15 protein-coding genes are annotated in these 20,440 nt (G+C 56.0%); 9 read left to right on the plus strand and 6 right to left on the minus strand.

The window, feature by feature from the left end:
• Window positions 1–10: 10 nt before the first annotated feature.
• A complete protein-coding gene (locus tag VFA09_23320; GenBank protein ID HZU70221.1) occupies window positions 11–592 on the minus strand; it encodes a HEPN domain-containing protein in 582 nt (193 codons plus the stop codon).
• Between the two features lie 193 nt (window positions 593–785).
• Here VFA09_23320 and VFA09_23325 point away from each other — a divergent pair, with 193 nt between their 5' ends.
• Entirely contained in the window at window positions 786–2,324 is a 1,539-nt protein-coding gene (locus VFA09_23325) for a sialidase family protein (protein ID HZU70222.1), read from the plus strand.
• 80 nt (window positions 2,325–2,404) lie between these two features.
• On the opposite strand, the gene VFA09_23330 is transcribed toward VFA09_23325, so the two are convergent.
• Window positions 2,405–5,767: a S53 family peptidase gene (locus tag VFA09_23330; protein HZU70223.1), complete on the minus strand. Its 3,363-nt coding sequence runs from the start codon at window positions 5,765–5,767 to the stop codon at window positions 2,405–2,407.
• Between the two features lie 880 nt (window positions 5,768–6,647).
• Here VFA09_23330 and VFA09_23335 point away from each other — a divergent pair.
• Both VFA09_23335 and VFA09_23340 read left to right on the plus strand, forming a co-directional pair.
• On the plus strand, window positions 6,648–7,295 hold the full coding sequence (locus VFA09_23335; GenBank protein ID HZU70224.1) for an RNA polymerase sigma factor: 648 nt from the start codon (window positions 6,648–6,650) through the stop codon (window positions 7,293–7,295).
• Window positions 7,292–8,302 carry a hypothetical protein gene (locus VFA09_23340; protein HZU70225.1) on the plus strand — a complete coding sequence of 337 codons (1,011 nt, stop codon included), beginning with the start codon at window positions 7,292–7,294 and terminating at the stop codon, window positions 8,300–8,302. Before VFA09_23335 ends, VFA09_23340 begins: the two co-directional genes overlap by 4 nt.
• A gap of 42 nt (window positions 8,303–8,344) precedes the next feature.
• Here the strand turns inward: VFA09_23340 and VFA09_23345 are convergent, their stop codons facing one another.
• On the minus strand, window positions 8,345–8,857 hold the full coding sequence (locus VFA09_23345) for a DinB family protein (protein ID HZU70226.1): 513 nt from the start codon (window positions 8,855–8,857) through the stop codon (window positions 8,345–8,347).
• Between the two features lie 373 nt (window positions 8,858–9,230).
• On the opposite strand from VFA09_23345, the gene VFA09_23350 reads away from it, so the two are divergent.
• The gene (locus VFA09_23350) at window positions 9,231–10,412 is read left to right on the plus strand and encodes an acetyl-CoA C-acetyltransferase (protein HZU70227.1); all 1,182 of its coding nucleotides are present in this window, start codon (window positions 9,231–9,233) and stop codon (window positions 10,410–10,412) included.
• Between the two features lie 582 nt (window positions 10,413–10,994).
• On the plus strand, window positions 10,995–11,810 hold the full coding sequence (locus VFA09_23355; protein HZU70228.1) for a hypothetical protein: 816 nt from the start codon (window positions 10,995–10,997) through the stop codon (window positions 11,808–11,810).
• Between the two features lie 22 nt (window positions 11,811–11,832).
• Here the strand turns inward: VFA09_23355 and VFA09_23360 are convergent, their stop codons facing one another.
• Window positions 11,833–13,164, minus strand: coding sequence for an MFS transporter (locus tag VFA09_23360; GenBank protein ID HZU70229.1), 1,332 nt, complete (start codon window positions 13,162–13,164; stop codon window positions 11,833–11,835).
• Window positions 13,165–13,408: 244 nt separating this feature from the next.
• Between VFA09_23360 and VFA09_23365 the strand changes: the two genes are divergently transcribed.
• The 4 genes from VFA09_23365 to VFA09_23380 all read left to right on the plus strand — a co-directional run bounded on the left by VFA09_23365 (window position 13,409) and on the right by VFA09_23380 (window position 17,861).
• Entirely contained in the window at window positions 13,409–15,142 is a 1,734-nt protein-coding gene (locus tag VFA09_23365; protein HZU70230.1) for a methylmalonyl-CoA mutase family protein, read from the plus strand.
• A 9-nt stretch (window positions 15,143–15,151) separates the two neighbouring features.
• Window positions 15,152–16,030, plus strand: a complete 879-nt coding sequence (locus tag VFA09_23370; protein ID HZU70231.1) for a GNAT family N-acetyltransferase — start codon at window positions 15,152–15,154, stop codon at window positions 16,028–16,030.
• Between the two features lie 141 nt (window positions 16,031–16,171).
• Window positions 16,172–17,086: a 50S ribosomal protein L11 methyltransferase gene (gene prmA, locus VFA09_23375; GenBank protein HZU70232.1), complete on the plus strand. Its 915-nt coding sequence runs from the start codon at window positions 16,172–16,174 to the stop codon at window positions 17,084–17,086.
• Window position 17,087: 1 nt separating this feature from the next.
• Window positions 17,088–17,861: a 16S rRNA (uracil(1498)-N(3))-methyltransferase gene (locus VFA09_23380; protein HZU70233.1), complete on the plus strand. Its 774-nt coding sequence runs from the start codon at window positions 17,088–17,090 to the stop codon at window positions 17,859–17,861.
• Here VFA09_23380 and VFA09_23385 read toward each other — a convergent pair.
• Window positions 17,839–19,098, minus strand: coding sequence for an MFS transporter (locus tag VFA09_23385; GenBank protein HZU70234.1), 1,260 nt, complete (start codon window positions 19,096–19,098; stop codon window positions 17,839–17,841). The genes VFA09_23380 and VFA09_23385 overlap by 23 nt on opposite strands.
• Window positions 19,099–19,158: 60 nt before the next feature.
• The gene (locus tag VFA09_23390) at window positions 19,159–20,418 is read right to left on the minus strand and encodes an RNA polymerase sigma factor (protein HZU70235.1); all 1,260 of its coding nucleotides are present in this window, start codon (window positions 20,416–20,418) and stop codon (window positions 19,159–19,161) included.
• Window positions 20,419–20,440 lie beyond the last annotated feature (22 nt).

Raw genomic sequence — 20,440 nt, forward strand, 5'->3', positions numbered from 1 at the left:
CAATCGGCCCCTACGGGCCTAAAACAATATTTCTGGCCCAACGCACGATGCGGCGAGCGCTTTGTACAGAGGAATTTGCCTCTTCCGCGCTCATTACTTCGTCTGCTTCCTCCGGTGGAGTATCAGCGTAGAATGCTTCGGGATGAAATGGCGTCAGCTTTGCCATCTCTTCTTGAATGTCCGCGGGAGCGCCTACCAGCGCGCCCAGCGCTCGCAAATCGTGATCATACATGGAGCGGCGCCCAAAACGACGCAGACTGACGGCTTGAGCCGACTTTTCTGCCGCCTGGTTACAGAAATCGACGCAGGCGAAGTGGCGTCCCAGTCCCAGTTCTACACCGGCAGTCGCCATATCCTGCGCGGCCTCCGCGAATAATCCAATCGCGCCCTGGATATCGCCACCCTCGACAACGTCCTCTTCATCCTCTTCGTCTTCGCTATAGTGGGACGACGTCCGGATATCTTGCGCCGGTTGGCTTTCTACAATATCTTCGGGTAAACTCACACCTTCCAGCAGCAGGCGTTCCAGTTCATCCTGATCATTATTGCCGGATACCGGGTGATCACCCTTGCCATCATATGTTTGTGACATCTTGCGTTCCTTAGTGCCAGGCTCTACGCGCCACCTGTAAAAGATGCTGCTACGCTTTTGATACACCGAGCATATCTTATTCCTGCCGGGGCGCTCTGTCAATGTTGATTCAGGAACTTCTCTATGCTCATCTTCGTTATACCTATGAATCGACGGCTGATAGTTCTACCAGGAAATGGGCAGGAGTAAGCAGATGAAGACGCGTGATAACGACAGGATAGATACCAGACCTACCTTCCAGCAACGAGATACTCGTCCGCGAGGCAAAGGATGGCTGGCCGGTTCCGCCGCCATCGTTGTGATTGTGCTGGTGGTTGGACTGAGCGCGTTCGTTTTTGCGCAGGCAAGGCAGCATGGCAGCACCCAGGCAAGTTCCACACCTGCCGGTGGCCGCTGGCAACTTGTGTTGAAAGGTTACAGCATCACGTCACTGGTGGCTGCGAGCAGCGACCCTGCCGACCTCTACGCATGCGCTACAGTTGCACCAGCAGGAAGCGGCCAGCCAGGAACGGGTCCCCTGGCGTTGCTGCATAGCACCGACTTCGGAACACACTGGCGAGACGTGGGCAAGACGGCGGCATTGAGCGGGAGCTGCCAGGTTGCCGTTCATCCCGCCAACGGCGATGAGGTCTATGTAGTAACAGCCGCGGGAAATGGGCAGACTTCTGAAGTTTTGAAGCATAGTACCAATGGCGGCCAGACCTGGGAAACCATCTCACCGGTGCTGCACTCCATAACTGGAAATGAGACGATGCCATGGTATGTGCAGGAATTGCACATAGCAGGAAATCACCTTTTTGCGCTGCAATGGTCGCTGTTAGAAAATCAGCCCTATATACACCAGCCGCCCTATGGCATTCTATCGCGTGTCATCACCAGCACCGATGGCGGGCATAACTGGACAGTATTCGATGCCCAATTAAGTTCCACGCACCTGGGAACGTTCGATTATGTCGTTGACCCATCCAATCCCAACACCGTCTATGAGCTATTGGGCATACCCTGGCTGCCACCGGTCGCAAAGACTGCCGGCGCGGCGGATGTTCGCGCGCCTGCCACCGGCTCGAACGAGCAACTCTATAAGACAGCTGATGGCGGAGCCACCTGGCACATGTTGCTGGATAACCTGCCGTTCCGTTCGCAGGTTCAGATTGCCGCCAGCCGCCCGGATATCGTCTATGCGGGCGGTATGAGCAATGGTCCATTACCTCTTGCAGGCCAGCCCAATATCCTGCCGCAATCACCGGCCTATCCGGCCATCACTGGCGCTTTCCAGCTACATGTGAGTACCGATGCCGGGGCCACGTGGCGCGATATCGCGCCTCCCGCCGGCCTCTTCGGTTTGAGCAACTGGTTTGTCACGGCTGATGGACAGCTTATACTCGGCGGCCTGTATGCTGCGGTGGGCAGCCCGACGGCTCCGGGCACGGCCGTTCCTGTGACGCCGGTCACCAGCACACCGCAAGCATCTGTAAGTATTCCGGGGCAGGCGACCACAAGTGCCCATCCTTACACCCAGGAGCAGCCCCTGTCCTCCCAAGCATTCATGGCAGCGCCCTCGCCATACATCCAGCGTTACGACCCTGTTGCTAACAAGTGGAGCCACGTGGTAACTCCCCCTGCCTATGGCTTTGTCGCTGAGGTGACGCCCGGCAATACAAGCGCTGGCATGCTTCTATGGTATATGGGAACGAACAAGTACGAGGTGGATTTGTACCGGTATGTGGTGTAAATAATGGAAGGGTCAGGCTGAAAAAAACAGGGACATCCGCGCGAATGTCCCTGTTTTTTTCAGCCTGACCCTTCCATTGATTATCCCGTAAAGCCGATCACGTCCGTGCCTCCTTGATCTCCATAGAAATCGAAGTACATGGGGCGCTCAACTACTATCGTTGTCCCATTGCCTAAGGACTGCACGATGATGGAAACGGCGTAGGCATTCGCGCCTCCATTGTCATGCGATTGCGCAATCGGGACGATATAGTTGTTGATGTCGAGCGTATGGCGGCTGTGCGCCTTCACTACGAGCTGCTGCTGGATGACGTAGGTATCGGCGAACATCGTAACGGCGACCGTTTCATCGGCATTGGTCGGGTTTTGCAATGTCAGAAATTCCGTAAAGTTGTTGGCCGTGTAACCTTCGGCGAATGCATAGGCGTTGTGGGATGATAGTCCGGCCTCCCCTATGGCCTCCGTGCCGCCCGAATAGTAATGCGGGCCAAAGTGGAAGTACATCAGGCGGTCGGCTACAATTGGCCCGGTAGAGGTGATTTCAGCCGAAGAATCATTCGTGGTCTGGCATGGATTGACATCGCAGGTGCCGTAAGGATGAGCGTTGGCCTGGTTGACATCTAACACGTAGCGACCCAGGGGTGGAACCGTTACCTGAATGGCCTGCGTATGCCCATTGCTGTATTCGAGCTTAATAGTGGCGGTAGCAGGCGTCGACGAGTCGAAGTTGGCCAGTTCGAAGTATTCCTGGAAATCTTTGGCGGTATAGCCCTCGGCAAAGAGCCAGTCATTACCGGGAACCGGGACGCCAACAACGCTGGCCGCGCCGGTTGTAAGCCCGCCCGCATTGGGAACGGTATCGCGGAAGTACATCGGCCGCTCAACGACGATGGGCAGGTTGGAAGTGACATAGACCGAAACCTGGCTGTTCGCCGGGGGCGCGCCTGTGCCGCGATGCAGCGGGGGAATGGAGATCACCTGCTGAGGACACGACGGCTGGCCATTTCGCCCGCAAGAACCGGTGTAGTAGGTGATAGTGGCCGTAGCCGTCTGCGTGCTGCTCGGATTGAGCATGGTAATGTACGAATAGTAGCTGCGACCGGACTGGCGCGTATCAGCATAGGAGAAGAAGAAAGATTGCCCCGGCGCGGTCGCTCCGAGCACATCGGTTCCGCTCTGAATCCCCTGGAAGTTAAAGTACATCGGCCGTTCGGCAATGATCGCTGGACCGCTGGTCACCTGGACAACCGCCGAAATGGACTGATGCGAGGCGGATGGCGGGATATTCAAATCCGAGTTCACGTTGACGGTGAAGCGCGAACTGGCGGGAACGGTATGCGTAATCGTCACCGACGAACGCGACTGGAACAGGTAAGTGACGCTGACGGTAGCCGCCTGGCTGGTGTTGGGGTTCTCCAGGGTCAAAAATTCCTGGAAGCTGCCGCCTACACTGCCTTCGGCGAAGTACCACGTCCTGCTGGCGGGGGCAGAACGCGAACCGGACTGGTTTAGCGCCAGCGACACCAGGTTGCTCGCCAGCGTGAAGGCGTTGTAGCTGCCCAGGCCCGTCGCCATGTCGTAATTGGCGGTGGCTGGATAAACGCCGCCGTTCAAGTTGTTGTAGTCGTTGTTGCCGCTTGTAATATCATGGAAGCTGGCGCTGTAGCTGGACTGGTTGTTACCAACCTGGTAGAGCAGTGGTGCAACGAAGCCCAGGTTGAAGCCGCCCGTTTTCAGCGACATCTCGTTGGTAAGCGTCATCATCGCTGCCCACATTGGCGCGGCTGCCGACGTACCGCCGATGACGACCCAGGGGCCGTTGTTCTTGCAGTAAGAAACGGCGGGCGACGTGCAGTAGATCAAGTAGCCGGTAGTCGGGTCCGCGTTTAAAGAAACATCCGGCGTTTCGCGGCAGAAGCTTCCCTGTGGGGCATTGCAGGGCGCTCCCGAAGTGTAGCTGTTAATGACGCCGGGAGCAATCTGCCAGGTTGGCGATTGCCAGAATTGACTGATGCCGCCGCCGGAAGCGCCATAGGAGTTATTCCACGTGGTTTCGCTGCCATACGAGGGGCCGTTCAAGGTCAGGCTGGTGCCGCCGACTCCCGTTACGAAGGGCTGCGCGCCAGGGTCTCCGGCATTCAATATACTCGAAGACGACCCATCGAAATAGCAGCCCGCGCTGCCGCTGTCGCCGGAGGCAGCGAAGATATTCTGTCCTTGCGCGACGGCTTCCATGAAGAAGGCATTTTCTTGCTGGGCTTCCTGCTGCCCGATATCATTTTCGCACGCACCCCAGCTCGTGCTTACCACCGGAACGGCATCCTGGACGATTTGCGCCCACTCGGCATTGTAGTCCGATTCATCGTTGGCGGCCTCGTAAATGCGCAATATGCCAAGCTGAGGTGCGGCGCTCAGCACAAGTTCGGCATCCAGTTCGACCTCCGCAACGCCGTCATCAGTAGGGACCGGATTGGAACCTGTCACAACCGTCTGAATGGCCGGGTGCGCGTGACCGAAGCAGGAGGCGTAGTTGGTGAGGTCGCTCATCTGGTAGGTATCGAGTTCGAAAAGCGCGACCGTCTGCCCCTCGCCCGAGTAGCCCGCGCTGTACAGGCCATTCAGGTTGTAGGCCGAGGCCGTCTGGTCGGGTGTCAAATAGTTGTTTCCATGCCCTAAGCAAGTCACTGAAGCTCCTTGCGGGTTTGATGGGAGATTCTTTTCGTCTAATGACGCGTGTTGCCAGTGCAGCGCGTTGTTGAGTCCGCTGATGCTCAATACTGCTCCTGCCAGTGTCGCTGGAAGCTGCGGGTCGCCAGGATTCGCATAAAATTGGTGACCACCAGGCGCGGTATAATTGTTGATCTGCACATGAAATACACTCTCCACCTGCCCAACCGTACCACTAAACGTAATCAGAAGACGATGTCTATAGGTGGCTTTAATCGTAAAACCGGATTGTTGTAGAAACTGCAGCAGCGCGTTATAGGTCGCTTTATCCGGCCCAAAAACGTCTGATACCTGCGCGGGTGTCAGATAGCGATGATAGTTCAATGATTTGGGATTGGTAATATCCTCTACATAGTGTTTCAGGCCATCGGCATTGCTCAGGCGCAGCCCAATGGAGAGCGAAATTTGCTGATTCGGGTCTGCCTGCCCCTGCAGGTGGCTACGCTTGATGATGGGAGAAACGGTGCCTGGAAATGTGACGCTGCCGCCGGCAGGAGCAGCATGGGTAAAATTGCCGCTGAAGCGCCAGCTTAACGCCCCGGTGATCAATAGAATGGCGAGCAATGGGAAAATAACCCTGGGACGTATCTTCCACCGTGGGGATTCCGCGGGAGGACGGGGAGCGGGCGACGACGTGGGTATGCCCCTGAGTCCATATCGATTTCCAGATTGTAGGGACTTCCTATACGAGGAAGGCCCCGATTCATCAATTGGCATAAAAACCTCTTCTAATTATTGGCAATATACGAGGGCGATTGGACGTTCATAAAAGTTCACAGGGTAGCGCCCCTACATCCATGATAAGTAAATCTCTGCTTTTCACAAACGGCCTGCCTCATTGGTAGGACGATGTTCCTATTCTCTATCTCTGCCCTCTTCAAAAAGAACGGGTGCGTGCAAGTTGTTTCTCTGCTATTCTCAGCATTCCAGATTTCCAGGCGCATAGCAAGCCATAAAAAAACTGAGCCGGCCATGTCATTCTTCGCTGCGCTCAGAATGACATGTCTGTCAGGCTTGAAGAAGGAATCCTGTTATTTGTGCAGCCTGCCGGGATTCTGAGCGCAGCGAAGAATGACATGGTCAAGGCCTGAGATTCCAACAAAACTTGTAAAAGGACGCGGTAAGTAACGTGTTAGAAAGTGAAAACGAGAGTTATGCCCTGGTGATTGCCCAAAAGTGCGCGAGAGATTCTTCGCTACGCTCAGAATGACATGGCCCCGGACATAGCCAGGTGTATCCAGGGCCATGTCATTCTGAGCGTAGGAAGCCGAAGCCCTGAGGAACGAAGGGGAAGAATCTCTCGCCGAAGTCGTCCAGCCGCCCCGGTTTCAGTCGCCCGGCCCACTTCTGGGGAATCACCAGTTATACTCTATTGTTTTCCTGTTTCTCCATAGGAAAGCTGATAGGACAGATAGATATCTTGAAAGAGCAAAGCAATATGTTCCGTTTCTTTTCCGTCACGATAGCTGGTATACTACTTACAGAACTTGTAGGGTATTCCAGAACCGCAGCCGAAGGGCTTCTATTGCATCCAGGAAATGCCCTTACTGAAGCCAGGCCTGGGGCTTCCCAGCCGCATGAAAGAACGCATGCCAGCATGAAGACGGATAAAGAGCGCAATGTGCAGGATATACAGGCATCCTCGTTGGCTCGCAATACTGCTTCTACAACAGGTGAGTCGCTAACGGTCGAAGAAATTTATGAGCGTTTCCGCCGACCGATCCATTCGTATATTTTCCGCCTGCTTGGCAACCAGGAGGACTCGGACGATATCACACAGGAAGTATTCATACGCGCATTTACCGCCTGGAATGATCTCTATGAGCGGGACAAGCTTTCCGCCTGGCTCTACAAGATCGCGACCAATTTATGTGTTGATCAGATGCGGCGGCGCAAGCGCATCTCCTGGTGGCCGCTTTCACGACGCAAGGCGAACAGCGAGTGGGGCGAAACCCATCTTGAGGAAGAAAATTCCTATTTGCCTGCCGGTAGCGGCGGCATACCGGAGATAGCGGAACGAGACCATATTCGACAGACCCTTGCAAGTATGCCCCAGGATTACGCCATCGCGCTGATCCTGAATGCCGCCCAGGGTGTGCCTTACCAGGAAATTGCGGAAATCGTAGGCATATCGCCCAACGCGGCTGCAACTCGTATCTCGCGTGCGAAACGTATGTTCGCCGAGTACTACGAGCGCCTCAGCAAGCAGGATGCAGCGGATAAAGAACGGGGGCCGGTACGATGAGTGAGTACAACCTGCCACCCATACCGCAGCCGGGCGAGACAGGCCCCCAGGTTTGTGAAATCGTGCGCCTCTACCTGGCGATTATGGACGACCTGGCGCCACAACAAACTGCGCTCTTATCCGAACATGTCAATACCTGTCCAGATTGCGCCGCCACATTGCAGCAATTACAGCAAACAACGCATCTTGTTGCATCGGGCCTCGCGCAGACCACCCCATCACCGCGTGTTGATCGCGCAATAATGGCCGCCCTGGCCTCCTCTAACATGCCTGTAGGGGCCTCAGCGCAACGCAGTGGAGCGCGTATCAATCCTTCGCGCCCGGCGCCGATTCACCGGTCCAGGCGTCCTGCCTGGCTGGTAGGTTCCCTGGCAACAGCTGCCGTACTTGTCGTAGCTTTATTCACCGCATTGTTCATGAATGGCCTGTCGCCTGTGAGTACCGGGCGGCATACATTTAGCCTGCCGCAAAGCCTTTCCTGGAGCAGCTATGTTCTTTACCATAGCGAGACCGGCACCGGGAAAAATGGGACGCGTTACAATGTCTATACTTACGATAACCTTGGCATGCATATGATGCACGTCGAGACCGTTGGCGGCTCGCTGGACGTGGTCGCAGTAGCGGATGAAAAGAGCGGCGAAGTACTGGGCATGGATATGAAGAATCATGTTGCTCAATGGGGGGCCGATCAATGGATGGTGGATGACTCGGCTTTCGACCTGGAACAGCTCAGGCACGATCTGGCGACAAACAGCGCTATCTACCTGAATAAGGACACCTTTCAAGGGCAGCCAGTCTACTGTATCCGCCTGAAAAACGGCCTCGTGCTGCTGCTCAACATGCAGTACCAGCCGGTAAATGTGCTGCAAGGAGTGACCGGCCCCGGCACAGGCAAACCCATGTACCAGAGCCTCAAGCTGATGCCATCATCCCAGGTGCCAGGTGATATGTGGAATATGAGTGTGCCCGCGAATTTCCATATGGGGACGCTGCCGCCTAAGCCGTGACAGGCTCACCATAATCGTGAAAACTCATCAGGGACAGAATTCTCAATCAGGAACCTCAAGATTATCTGGTATCTCGAAGTATTGTTCGATTAACTCGAAATGTTCCGCGTCATGCCCGCAGATATCCGTAATGATGGTACAAATTGGCATCTCCGGGCCTTCATCCCAGGGCGGGCGTACCTTCTCTTGCAGTTTCTCGTCATCCAGTTCGTCGGCGACGAGATGGGTAAAGCTCTGGTGCGTTTCCTCCCAGTAGTTGCGCACCTGGGGCAGCGAAAGCGCCTGATCGATTTCTCGCGCTTCCGCGTTGGCCTCGTCTCCCGATGGCATCACAGGTGGAAGCGGCTGGTCATGCGTATACGCCGCAATAAGCTTGAGTGTCGCCGCTTTCCAATGGGCCATATGCGCCAGGAAATCCTTGACCGACCACCCCTCTGGTGTGAACGCTTCCTGTTGTTGCCCATCGCTCAAATGATTAATGAGCCTCTTAAAACGCGCGTCATCTTCCTGCAAGTCGTCCAGAATGCTCTGCTGTGTGGGTTGTCCTGTAGCCAAATTACGAACTCCTCTCTATAGTATGCAACCTGCCTTATCTTGTCTCAGGCCATCACTTACTGTTATGCCTTATAACGTTACAATAGAAAAGGGGAAAATACAAGGCGAGAGTTTCTGGTGATTCCGCAGCTGTTCCCAGTCCAAGGAGCCTCAGAAGCGCACCAGATTCTGAGCAAAGCGAAGAATCTCTGCCCCACTTCTGAAGAATCACCAGAGGAATATTATCTGTTTGACCCACCTCGTTGATGGAAGGTACAATTGAGTGAATGCAGGTCCACCTATCGAGCAGTCCCTTTCTGGTGGTTCGTACTGCAAAACTCACAGCGTTGTGGAATAGCAAGGCATTTCCGGGATTGCTCAGGAGAATCAAAACATGGCAGAACGTGATGCAGTGATCGTTGGCGCGGTTCGCACGCCAACGGGCAAATTTCTTGGCAATCTTGCCGGTTTTAGCGCACCCCAGCTCGGTGCAATCGTGATTAAAGAAGTTGTACGCCGCTCCGGTATCGCGCCGGACGCGCTCGATGAAGTAATTATGGGCAATGTCGTCTCGGCTGGAATTGGGCAGGCGCCCGCGCGCCAGGCCGCGCTGCATGCCGGACTCCCCGACGATACTCCCGCGCTCACCATCAACAAGGTATGCGGCTCCGGTCTCAAAGCCGTTATGCTGGCGGCGCAGGCCATTCGTGCTGGAGATGCAAAAGCGTTTGTCGCGGGCGGCATGGAAAGCATGAGCAACGCGCCCTATCTCCTGGAGAAGGCCCGTACAGGCTATCGCATGGGCGATGGCAAGCTCATCGATGCCGTCGTGCATGATGGCCTCTGGTGCGCCTTCGAAAATATTCACATGGGCAAGGAGGCCGAGATCATCGCCGAGAAATATGGCGTGACTCGCCAGGAGCAGGATCGTTTCTCGTTTGAGAGTCACCAGAAGGCGCTTGCTGCCACCAGTGCCGGTCGTTTTCGGGACGAGATTGTGCCTATCGAGGTGAAGCAGAAAAAGGGCGTGCTGGTGGTAGATACCGATGAACCCATTCGCGGCGATACCTCGATGGATGCGCTGGCAAAACTGATGCCTGTTTTCCAGGAGGGCGGCACCGTGACAGCTGGCAACGCTCCCGGCCTGAGCGATGGTGCCTCGGCCACCGTTGTAGTGGATAGCGACTTCGCCAGGGCAAATGGCATGAACACCCTCGCGCGCATCACCGGCTATGCTACAGCCGCGATTACGCCGCGCTACATCTTCGCCGCGCCCCCACGCGCCGTGCGTCGCCTCTTAGAGCGCACCGGCCTCAAATTGAGCGATTTCGACCTCATCGAGGTCAACGAGGCATTCGCGGCCCAGGCGCTGGCAAACGGCAAAGAGCTCGACTGGGACTGGTCGCGTGTCAACGTCAACGGCGGCGCTATCGCTCTTGGCCACCCCATCGGCTCCAGCGGCTCGCGCGTCCTGACGACGCTAATCTATGAATTGCGCCGTCGTGGTGGTGGGCGCGGCCTGGCTACGCTCTGCCTGGGCGGCGGCGAGGCCGTAGCGATGGCGGTCGAGGTGTAGACGCGCCTGATCTATGCTCTTTGGGAATTTCATCTGCATGGCCTTAGTGGGCCGGTAATCGTTTTTGACAAACTACTCCGGCATTGAACGCGAGGCCGATCTTGGATTCTACCAACCTATTCCGGCAACCGACACGGGCCGATAAATCGGCCCCTACGGGCCGTAGGGGCCGATTTATCGCGCCCACCGCCGATTTATCGGCCTATATAGCCAGATCAGGTCTGCAAATACCCTTCCTAAGTCCTCACAATAGATGTTCTGTTTTGTTGTAGTGTTTTGTGGTTTGTCATTTGTAGCACATGGGATGGGCAAAAAGGGGCTTTCGCATTTAATTGATTGACAAAAATAAATGCCTCGTTTATACTGCACAAAACTCATAATAGATGAGTAACAGTATTTCCGGTTTTATTGCTCAAAATAATGTTCGGAATTACTGAAATTTTGCCTTCAAGCATACTGGCACTCAGCGAGTTTTTTGATGCCCGTTCTATTTTTTAGCTCTCGCAATAGATACATACTATATTTTGAACGGCGCCCGGCTGAATAAGGTAAGCCCTTTGTTTGAAGGGAAAGGACACGAAGATGGACAGCCGACCTTTCCGTATCCCCTTTACCCCGGTATTTTGCCTCAGCTTCCTCATACTCTCGATCATACTCTCTGCCTGTACTTCCTCTCCAGACTCTCCTGTTTATAGGCAAACTTCCCCCACAGCCACACTGCCTATGAATCTGGCTCAGGATAACCCTCCTACTTCCACTCCTACAGTACATCTTACCCCTTCTGCATCCGTACCTGCGCCAACACCTGCACAAAATCCAACACCGGCCTCTACCTCTAGAACAAATCCTACCCCTGCCCCAACGCCTACAGCTACTCAGGTACCGCCAGGCCCTACTCCTTCTCCGACAGCTCCGGGTTCTACTCCCACACCTACTCCCACTCCTTCGCCGACACCAGCTCCTCTGCCATCACCAACGCCCACACCCACACAGCCTGGTGTTTTCGGCAGTGGGACCTGGCAAGACCCATATGGCGGAGCCAGTTATACTGGAGATGGTGTAACTATGCAATTGACGGTCCAGGGCAGCGCATTCTCAGGGACATATACAGGGTTTCAACAAGGGAACAGTACCCCTGTTTCGGGACAGGATGGACCACTGAGCCTTTTCAGCGCCGACGATCAGCAATACCTCAATTACGTGATTCAAAATTGGGGCTACCAGACAGGTGTCTTCCTGATATTCACCAATAGCAATGAATTTGAGGGAGCGCCAGCAGGCTCTGAATACTATGCTGTTGTCGCGCAAAATGGAGATATAGATGGATTCTGGTATTTTCCCAACCCGAATAATCCTTATGAAGATGCAGGTGCCCTCCAATTTAACCAGATCGGGTAGCGGGGAAACGACTGTACGCTGACTATTCTTTGCCCGGATCGCCAGCAGGAGCTTCCCGCCGGATCAGCAAAAGCAGCAACCCGGCGGCAACATACGACCCCGCCATCGTCCAGAATGCCGCGCCGAAGCCGTAATGATCGATGATCCAGCCCAGGATGCCGCTCCAGATGGAGCCAATCCCGAATGCCAGGGCGAAGTAGAGGCCGAAAGAGGTGTCGCGAATAGCGGAAGGTGAGGTGTCGGCAAGATATGCCTGCAGGAGCGGACTTTCGGCATACACGGCAAAACCCATCAGCACCAGCGAGAGTGGGATGAGCCAGAGCGGCATATCTGGGCCTGCCACCACAATGAAGAGGATGGTGGTGACAGCCGAGGCTCCGTAGAAGAAGAACAGCATGCGGCGGCGCCCAATCCAGTCGGAGAGGCGACCGCCCAGCAGCGGCCCCAATACGCTGCCGAGCAGCAGGATGGTGAAGAAAATGCTGATGGTCGTGCTGTTCAGATGCCGAATATTCTGCAAGTAAAGCGGGACGTAGGTGGTGACGTTGCCCAGGCCGCGCCCACCGGCGGCGATGATCGAGACAAGCATGATAACTGCCAGCGTGCGATTGCGCAGCGGCTCGAAGAGCATTTTTATACCTGTCGTCACATTGCGCATTGACCATTGCCGGGACTGTCCGGCGCCTGGCTCTGACTTCTGGCGTGGGACACGCCGGTCTAGCAAATCTTTTTCATCGACCAGGATCAGTATCGCGATGCCTATCAGGATGCCCGGCAGGGCCGCGACGTAGAGAACCGGTCGCCATCCCCACATGCCGAGCAGCGGGCCCGCGATGAGTGGCACTGCCAGCGTGCCGATATTGCCACCTGCCACGTGCCATGCCAGCGCGTACCCGTGCCTTTTGCGACCGTAGCGGTCGGAGAGATACGAACTGCCTACCGGGTGTTGCGGCGCCCCGGCGATGCGCGAGAGCATAGTCCACAGCATCAGTGTCCAGAAGCCGGTGATGGTGCCGGTAAAGAATGTGCTGGCGCCGACCAGAATATTGCCCACGCCCAGCATCACCTTGCGCAGGATATAGCGACTGAGCAGGCCGAAAATAATCTGTAACAGGCCGCCGACAGCGTTGGGTATGGCAACGATGAGGCCAATCTGGGTATAGCTCAGGTGATATTCAACCTGGATGATGGGATAGATCAGCGGCATCAGCACCGACATGGCGTGAATGACGGCGTGGGCCGCGCTGACCAGCGTGAGGTCGCGCCCGGCTGCGGGAATGGAGATCACTTGCTCTTCGCGGATGTCATATTCGGCTTGAGATAGGTCAGAAACGTTGCGTCTTGTTTGCTCCATGTGGCCTGGCTCCCTTATGTAGAAGTATACCATAAGGCAAGGCGAGGAGTCATGAGCCAATTTTGGGGTGGGAACAGGCCATTGGATGATTTGGCTGTCTCATCTACCTCCCTCACCATTCCCCAACCTTGAATATGGTACAATACTCTAAGAAGAGTAATATGTATCTAAGTGTGCCCCTTAGCGGTACACGATTCGCGAAAACGTCATTTCCCAGCACCTCAACGAGGAGGAATCATCGATCATGCTTGAGCAGAAAGCACCGGAGACGAAAGATCAGCCCGTATACGAACAGGGCACCCTTTTTGATAAAGACGAACTGGCGCGTCTTCAGGTTGAGAAGCAGCGGTGGGAGGATACCACCGTGCGCAAGTCGTTGGAGCGCATGCCCGAACGCGCGGACCGCATGACCACGTCCGGCGTCCCTATCGAGCGCGTCTATACGCCGCTGGATAACGCGAACCTGGATTACGAGCGCGACCTCGGCTTCCCCGGCGAATATCCCTATACTCGCGGCGTGCAGCCCACCATGTACCGCGCGAAGCCCTGGACGATGCGCATGTTTGCCGGTTTTGGCACGGCAGAGGACACCAATAAGCGCTTCAAGTACCTGCTCTCGCAAGGTCAAACGGGCCTCTCGACGGCGTTTGACATGCCCACGCTGTATGGCTATGACACCGATCATCCGCTGGCGGCGGGCGAATTCGGTAAGTGCGGTGTCGCTGTCTCTTCACTGGCGGACATGGAAATCCTGTTTGAGGGCCTACCCCTCGACAAGATCACCACGTCCATGACCATCAATAGTCCGGCATCCGTGATCTGGGCCATGTATATCGTCAACGCCGAGAAGCAGGGCTTCCCCAGGGAGAAACTGGGCGGCACGCTGCAAAACGACATTTTGAAAGAGTATAGCGCACAGAAGGAGTTCCTGTTCCCGCCGGAGCCGTCGATGCGCCTGGTAACGGATACCATCGAATTTGGCACGCGCTACATGCCGCGCTGGAACACCATCAGCATCAGCGGCTACCATATTCGCGAGGCCGGAGCAACCGCCGTTCAGGAGCTGGCATTCACCATCGCTGATGGCCTGGCCTATGTCGATGCCGCGCTCAAACGCGGCCTGAAGATCGACGAATTCGCGCCCCGGCTGTCATTCTTCTTTGACGTGCATAATGACTTTTTTGAAGAGATCGCCAAATTCCGCGCCGGTCGCAGGCTGTGGGCGAAGCTGATGCGCGAGCGCTATGGAGCGAAAGACCCGCGCTCATGGCTCATGCGCTGCCATGCTCAGACGGCTGGCGTGTCGTTAACGGCTCAACAGCCCGATAACAACATCATACGCACGACGATTCAGGCGCTGGCTGCCGTACTCGGCGGCACCAACTCGCTGCACACCAACTCGCTGGACGAGGCGCTGGCGCTACCCACTGAAAGGGCCGTACTGATTGCCTTGCGCACGCAGCAGATCATCGCCAGCGAAAGCGGTGTCGTCAATACCGTCGATCCTGTTGGTGGCTCCTACTTTATAGAGAAGCTGACGGACGAGACGGAGCAGGCGACTAAGGACTACCTGGATCGCATCGATGCGCTTGGCGGCGTGCTGGCCTGCATCCAGAACGGCTTCTTCCAGCGCGAAATTGCCGAATCGGCCTATCGCTACCAGCAGGAGATCGACCAGCACAGGCGCACCATCGTCGGCGTCAACGATTATATTATAGAAGAAGATATCAAGGTTCCAACGCTGTATATCGACCGTGTCGGAGAGCGCGCGCACCTCGAGCGTCTCAATCGCGTGCGCCGCGAGCGCGATAATGCAGCCGTCAAACGCGCGCTGGATAACCTGCGTCGCGTTGCCGAAGGCACCGAGAATACGATGCCGGCCATCATCGAAGCCGTCAAGGTCTATGCCACGCTGGGCGAGATCATGGATGTCTTCCGCGCGGTCTTCGGCGAATACATGGAACCGGCCGTGTTTTAAGGGAAATGCATGCTTGAAATACATAAATCAGGCCTGGTCAAAAGGCAAACGCTCTCGGATGTAGAGCTTGCGGCCATTGAGCAGCTCATAGCCACCTGCAATGCATACGAGGGCCTGCGTATGCGCCTGAGTACAGAATGGCTCAAAAAGCGTACCGGCGATCAAACCAACGATTTTCTCTATTACGAGGATGCCAGGCTTGCCGGCTATCTGAACATCGATAGCCATGGCGTCCTGGAAAAAGAACTGACCGGTATGGTCCACCCGGATTACCGGCGCAGGGGTATCTTTAGCGCTCTGCTTGCGGCAGCGCGAGAGGAATGCGACCGGCGCGGAGTGAAGAAACTGATCCTCGTTTGCGAGGATGGCTCCCTTTCCGGCAAGGCATTTGCGCAGGCTGTGGGAGCTCACCATGACTTTTCCGAACACGAAATGGTGCTGGGAACCTTTCACGAGAAACCGGTCGTCAGCCCGCAACTGCACGTGCGCAAGGCAGGAGCCGAAGACCTGGAAGCCATAGCATTAATTCATGCTACGAGCTTTGGCGATGATCTACAACGATCAAGATCATATACGGAGATATGCTTGCGCCGTCCCTGGTGTACCTTCTATCTCGGCCTGCTGGGTGAGGAACCCGTTGCCTGCCTGCGCCTGGACGACCTGGAGGAGGAATTTGGCATTTACGGTTTCGGCGTGAGACCGGAGTACCAGGGTCGCGGCTACGGCAGGCAATTGCTGCAAGACATCATCCGCATGCTGCGCGCCGGAAGCACCAGGGGCATTATGCTCGACGTTGAGACCAATAATACGAATGCCGTCGGGCTGTATCTTTCATGTGGATTTGAGATACGAACGACTTACGGCTACTATGACCTGAGTATTGCGTAAGGGCCAGATTCATCGCGCACCAGGAATTATAGTGCCATCCATTCGGGGCCGATTTTGGTTGTTCACAAATTATTCCAGCAATGGACGCGGGGGCCGATCAATCGGCCCCTGTATAAACTTTTTGAGGAGAGCATCATTTTCATGCGTTGGTTAGAGTTGAAGGTGCGGACGCATCCAGAAGCGATCGAATCGGTGAGCGAGCTGTTGAGCCGCTATACGCCGGGCGGTGTGGCAATTGAGGAACCAATTGAACTGGTAGACGAGGGGCAGGAGTACAGGGTACTGGCGGGCGAGCCTGTGAACGTGTGCGCCTACCTGCCTATGGATGGAAAAGAGGAGGAGACTCGCCAACATGTCGCCGAGGGACTCTGGCATTTATCCAGCCTGGGTTCGCAATTTGTGGGAGACCTGCAAACCCGCGTCGTGAACGAGGAGGATTGGGCCAACGCCTGGAAAGACTATTACCACGTGACACATATTGGTCGCCGCCTGGTCATTCGCCCATCCTGGCGCGACTACACTCCCAAAGATGACGAGGTCATGCTGGAACTCGATCCGGGCATGGCTTTCGGCACCGGCCTGCATCCCACCACTCGCATGTGTCTCGAGCAGGTGGAACAGCGCGTCCGGCCTGGTATGCGCGTGCTGGATGTCGGCACCGGCTCGGGCATTCTGGCGCTGGCCGCCGCGAAATTGGGCGCTTCCGAGGTCTATTGCATCGATAATAGCAGCGTGGCTGTTGAAAGCGCCGCGGCCAACGCCGCGGCCAATAGACTGGAAGATCGCATTACCGTGGCGCTGGGAACGCTCGACGAGGCAGAGGCCGGGCGCGTGCAGAACCGGTACAACATGGTGCTGGCAAATATCATTGCGCGGGTCATCGGCGCCATTGCTCCCCAGCTTGCCGGAGTGCTGGCCCCGGGCGGGATACTTATCGCCAGTGGCATTATCGAAGAACGCCGCCATGAAGCGGAGCAGCCGCTCCTGGACGCCGGTTTGCGCCTGGTTGAGGCAGTGATGATCGATGATTGGGTCACGCTGGTCATGACGAAATAACATGCATCGTTTTTTTGTCTCCCCTGAACTACTGAAAGAAACGAACATCAGCATCTCCTTGCCGAAGGAGCTTGCTCACCAGGTGCGCGACGTTTTGCGCCTCAATCCAGGCGAGGAACTGCTCCTGCTCGATAATAGCGGCGAGGAAGTCCTGGCATCTGTCGCGGCAATCAGCAAAACAGCTGTGGATGTCCACCTGCTTGAGCGGCGTCCTGGTAAAAGCGAATCGCCCGTTCGCATCATCCTCTGCCAGGGACTGCTCAAATCGGCGCGTTTTGAATGGATTCTGGAAAAAGGGACGGAACTGGGCGTCTCGACGTTCTCGCCCATCCTCTGCCGGCGCTCGACGGCGGGTCTTGAGGATGCCGGGCCATCCAAAATTGCACGCTGGAAACGCATCATCCAGGAGGCGGCGGAACAATGCGGCCGCCCGCGCCTGCCGGAACTCCTACCCATCCGGCCACTGATGCACGCCCTCAACGATATTCCCGCGGAAGCCATCGCGCTGATGCCCTGGGAAGAGGAACGGAATTGTACCCTGCGGCAGGCGTTGACATCCTATAAGGCGCAGCAATCTGCCGAATCCCGATCGGATTCCCAAACACATACAACGGTCGTTCTCTTCATCGGCCCCGAAGGTGGCTTGATGGCCGAAGAGGTTGTCCTGGCGCAACGCTCCGGCGTGCAGGTTGTGTCGCTCGGTTCGCGTATTTTGCGCGCCGAAACCGCGGCGCTGGCAGCAGTAGCGAATGTTATGTATGAACTGGCTGGGTAACTTCTTGCTCTTGCTGTGCAGCGATCCAGAAAGGGCGCAGCAGGATCAAGGCCACAATACCGGCCAGGAAATAGAAGAAACCCATCAGGTACATGGTTGGTCGAATGCCTATACGGTCTCCAAGGAAGCTGGATACGAAAAGGCCGATTAGCAGCAAGATGGTGTTATTGTTCAAATACGCGCCGAAAACGCGCCCGCGATAACGGTCCTGGGACCTGCGTTGCAGCAACGTATAGACGGCCACAAAGAAGAACACGACCGGCATACCTGCAAGCATGGTACAAATAACGACGACCGGCAGTCTGGGGAATGTCACTTCTATCAAACAGCATAGACCTGCTGCAAGCGCGCCAAGGGCTACGAGACGAAATGAGCCTATGAGCCTGTCTACACGGTTCAGCACAAGCGAGCCAACGACGCCGCCCACTCCCTGGGCCGTCAGTATCCAGCTAAAGATGAGCGCATTATTACCTGCCACCTGGCTTAAGAACGGCACAAAGAGTGCTCTTCCCGCCCCCTCACCAATCATCGCCGTTCCCGTGATGATGAACAGCACGGCGATGAGGCGTTCTTTTCGCATCACACGCAGGCCTGCTCGCCACTCGTGCCACACGCGAAGCGCAGGAGATCGCTCCGGTGAGACATCTACAGCAATCCGGTTGCTGACGGAAGCAGGCAGAACGATGAGCAAAATCATGATTCCGGAAAACATGTAGGAGAAGCTGTCCGCCAGTACAACGCTATTCAGCCCAAACAGCGCGAACATAGCGCCGCCTAAAGATGGGCCTACCAGGCGCGTCATTTCCTCGCCGAGCGCATTAAGCGAGTTAGCCGCCGTCAAATGGCGTTCTTCGACCAGGATGGGCAGCAAAGCGCCAAACGCCGGAGTAAAAAATTGCGAGAGCGTCGTTTCCATAAACGCCACGACATAGACGAGCCAGATGGTATTACTACCGTGCAGCAGGAGCAAGGGCAGCAGGATGCAGACGCGTGAAAAATCGGCGGCAATCATCGTCCAACGTCGATTCCAGCGATCCACGAAAACGCCTGCCACGGAGCCAAGAAAAAGGCGCGGCAGCGTCTCCACGATGAACATCGCGCCGGTAGCCAGCGCCGAGCCGGTACGCTGGTACACATAAAACGGCAGCGCGACCAGCAGCACCCAATCGCCCAGCATAGAGACCAGTTGCCCACACCAGAGCAGCGCGAAGTTACGTTGACGTATGACGGCAAGCATGATGAAACCCTCTTTCTGGAAATGAAGATGGTTGTGAAGAAGATGGATAGGGGAAAGATGCTATTCCTGGAAGCAGGCAAGCACTTCCAGCGTGTCCCTGTGCAGCATCAGGGTGAGCCGGGCGGCGCTGGTAATATCCGTGAGACGGGCGCGAAATACCGGCTGACCGGCGAATTCGGTCACTATTTCCGGCTCATTAATCCAGCGTGGGTGCTGCGTGACGAAATCCTGTGCGAGCGGATGCAGCCAGACAAAAGCACCAACAAAAAAGCTGCTATTAGAACCACATACCGGGCATTCGCGTACAAAGCGCAGCCCATGCCAGGGTTGAAGCCAGGCAGGCATCTCTGCGAGGCTAACTAATCTTATGGGCACAGACGACCGGCACCAGAAACAGTGCTGCCTGAACCAGTAATCAATGGCGAGGCGCTGTATGCGTTTCCATGCCGGACGGAACGATGTCAATCCGCTCAATTCGGGGAAGCCGCCGGTTTTGATCCACGCCCGCGGCTCACCATCAAAGCAATTCGGACAGCGCATGAGCAGGTCAACTCGCCCATCAGGAAGCGTATCGAATCGCCCTTGCAGGTAGTGACGCGCGCAGAACATGCACCAGATACGGGTTTCATGCCATCCTGTATCCGTTATGGGATCAAGTAGCAGTCCAAACGTTTCAGCCTCGGTTCGTAGTTCAGTGTTGAGAATTTGACGCAATTTCCGCCTGGCGCGCACCAATCGTACCTCTAGCGCCTTAATGCTCAATTCCAGGCGCGAGGCTACTTCGCGCTGCGACAACTCTTCCAGGTAATGCAGTTCGACTGCCGCCCGATCCTCTTTTGAAAGATGACTCAGCGCGCAATCGAGCAATATTTCCATGTCCTGGCGACTCAATTCCTCGACGGGGTCAAGCGCGTATGGGTCGGCGATCTCTTCTTCCCAGGCGGATGTGCGCTCGTCGTTAGCGGTGGAAGAGAAAGTGGAAAGATCTACCAGGCGCGCGTTCGTCATGCTGCGTGTTCGCTGCCAGCGCAGGCATATATTGTGGCAGATGCCACTCAGCCAGGCCTCGAAGCGTTCCGGCGAGCGCAGTTGATCGAGGTGCTTCCAGGCCTCGATCAGCGTTTCCTGCACGATATCATCAGCATCAGCAGGTGGGATACCTTGCGAGCGCGCAAGTTGCAGCAAATGGGGCTGGCTCATCGCCAGCGCCCTGTTCAGGCTAGCTGAAAGCAGCGTTCCTGGCTGTTCGCGCTCAAAGGCGCCAGGCTCATCAAACAGGTTTTTATCTCCAGGTCTCATGATGGATATTGTAGCAGCCATACCCGTTCCTATCCAGTTATCA

Source organism: Ktedonobacteraceae bacterium (assembly GCA_035653615.1).
GTDB lineage: Bacteria > Chloroflexota > Ktedonobacteria > Ktedonobacterales > Ktedonobacteraceae > DASRBN01.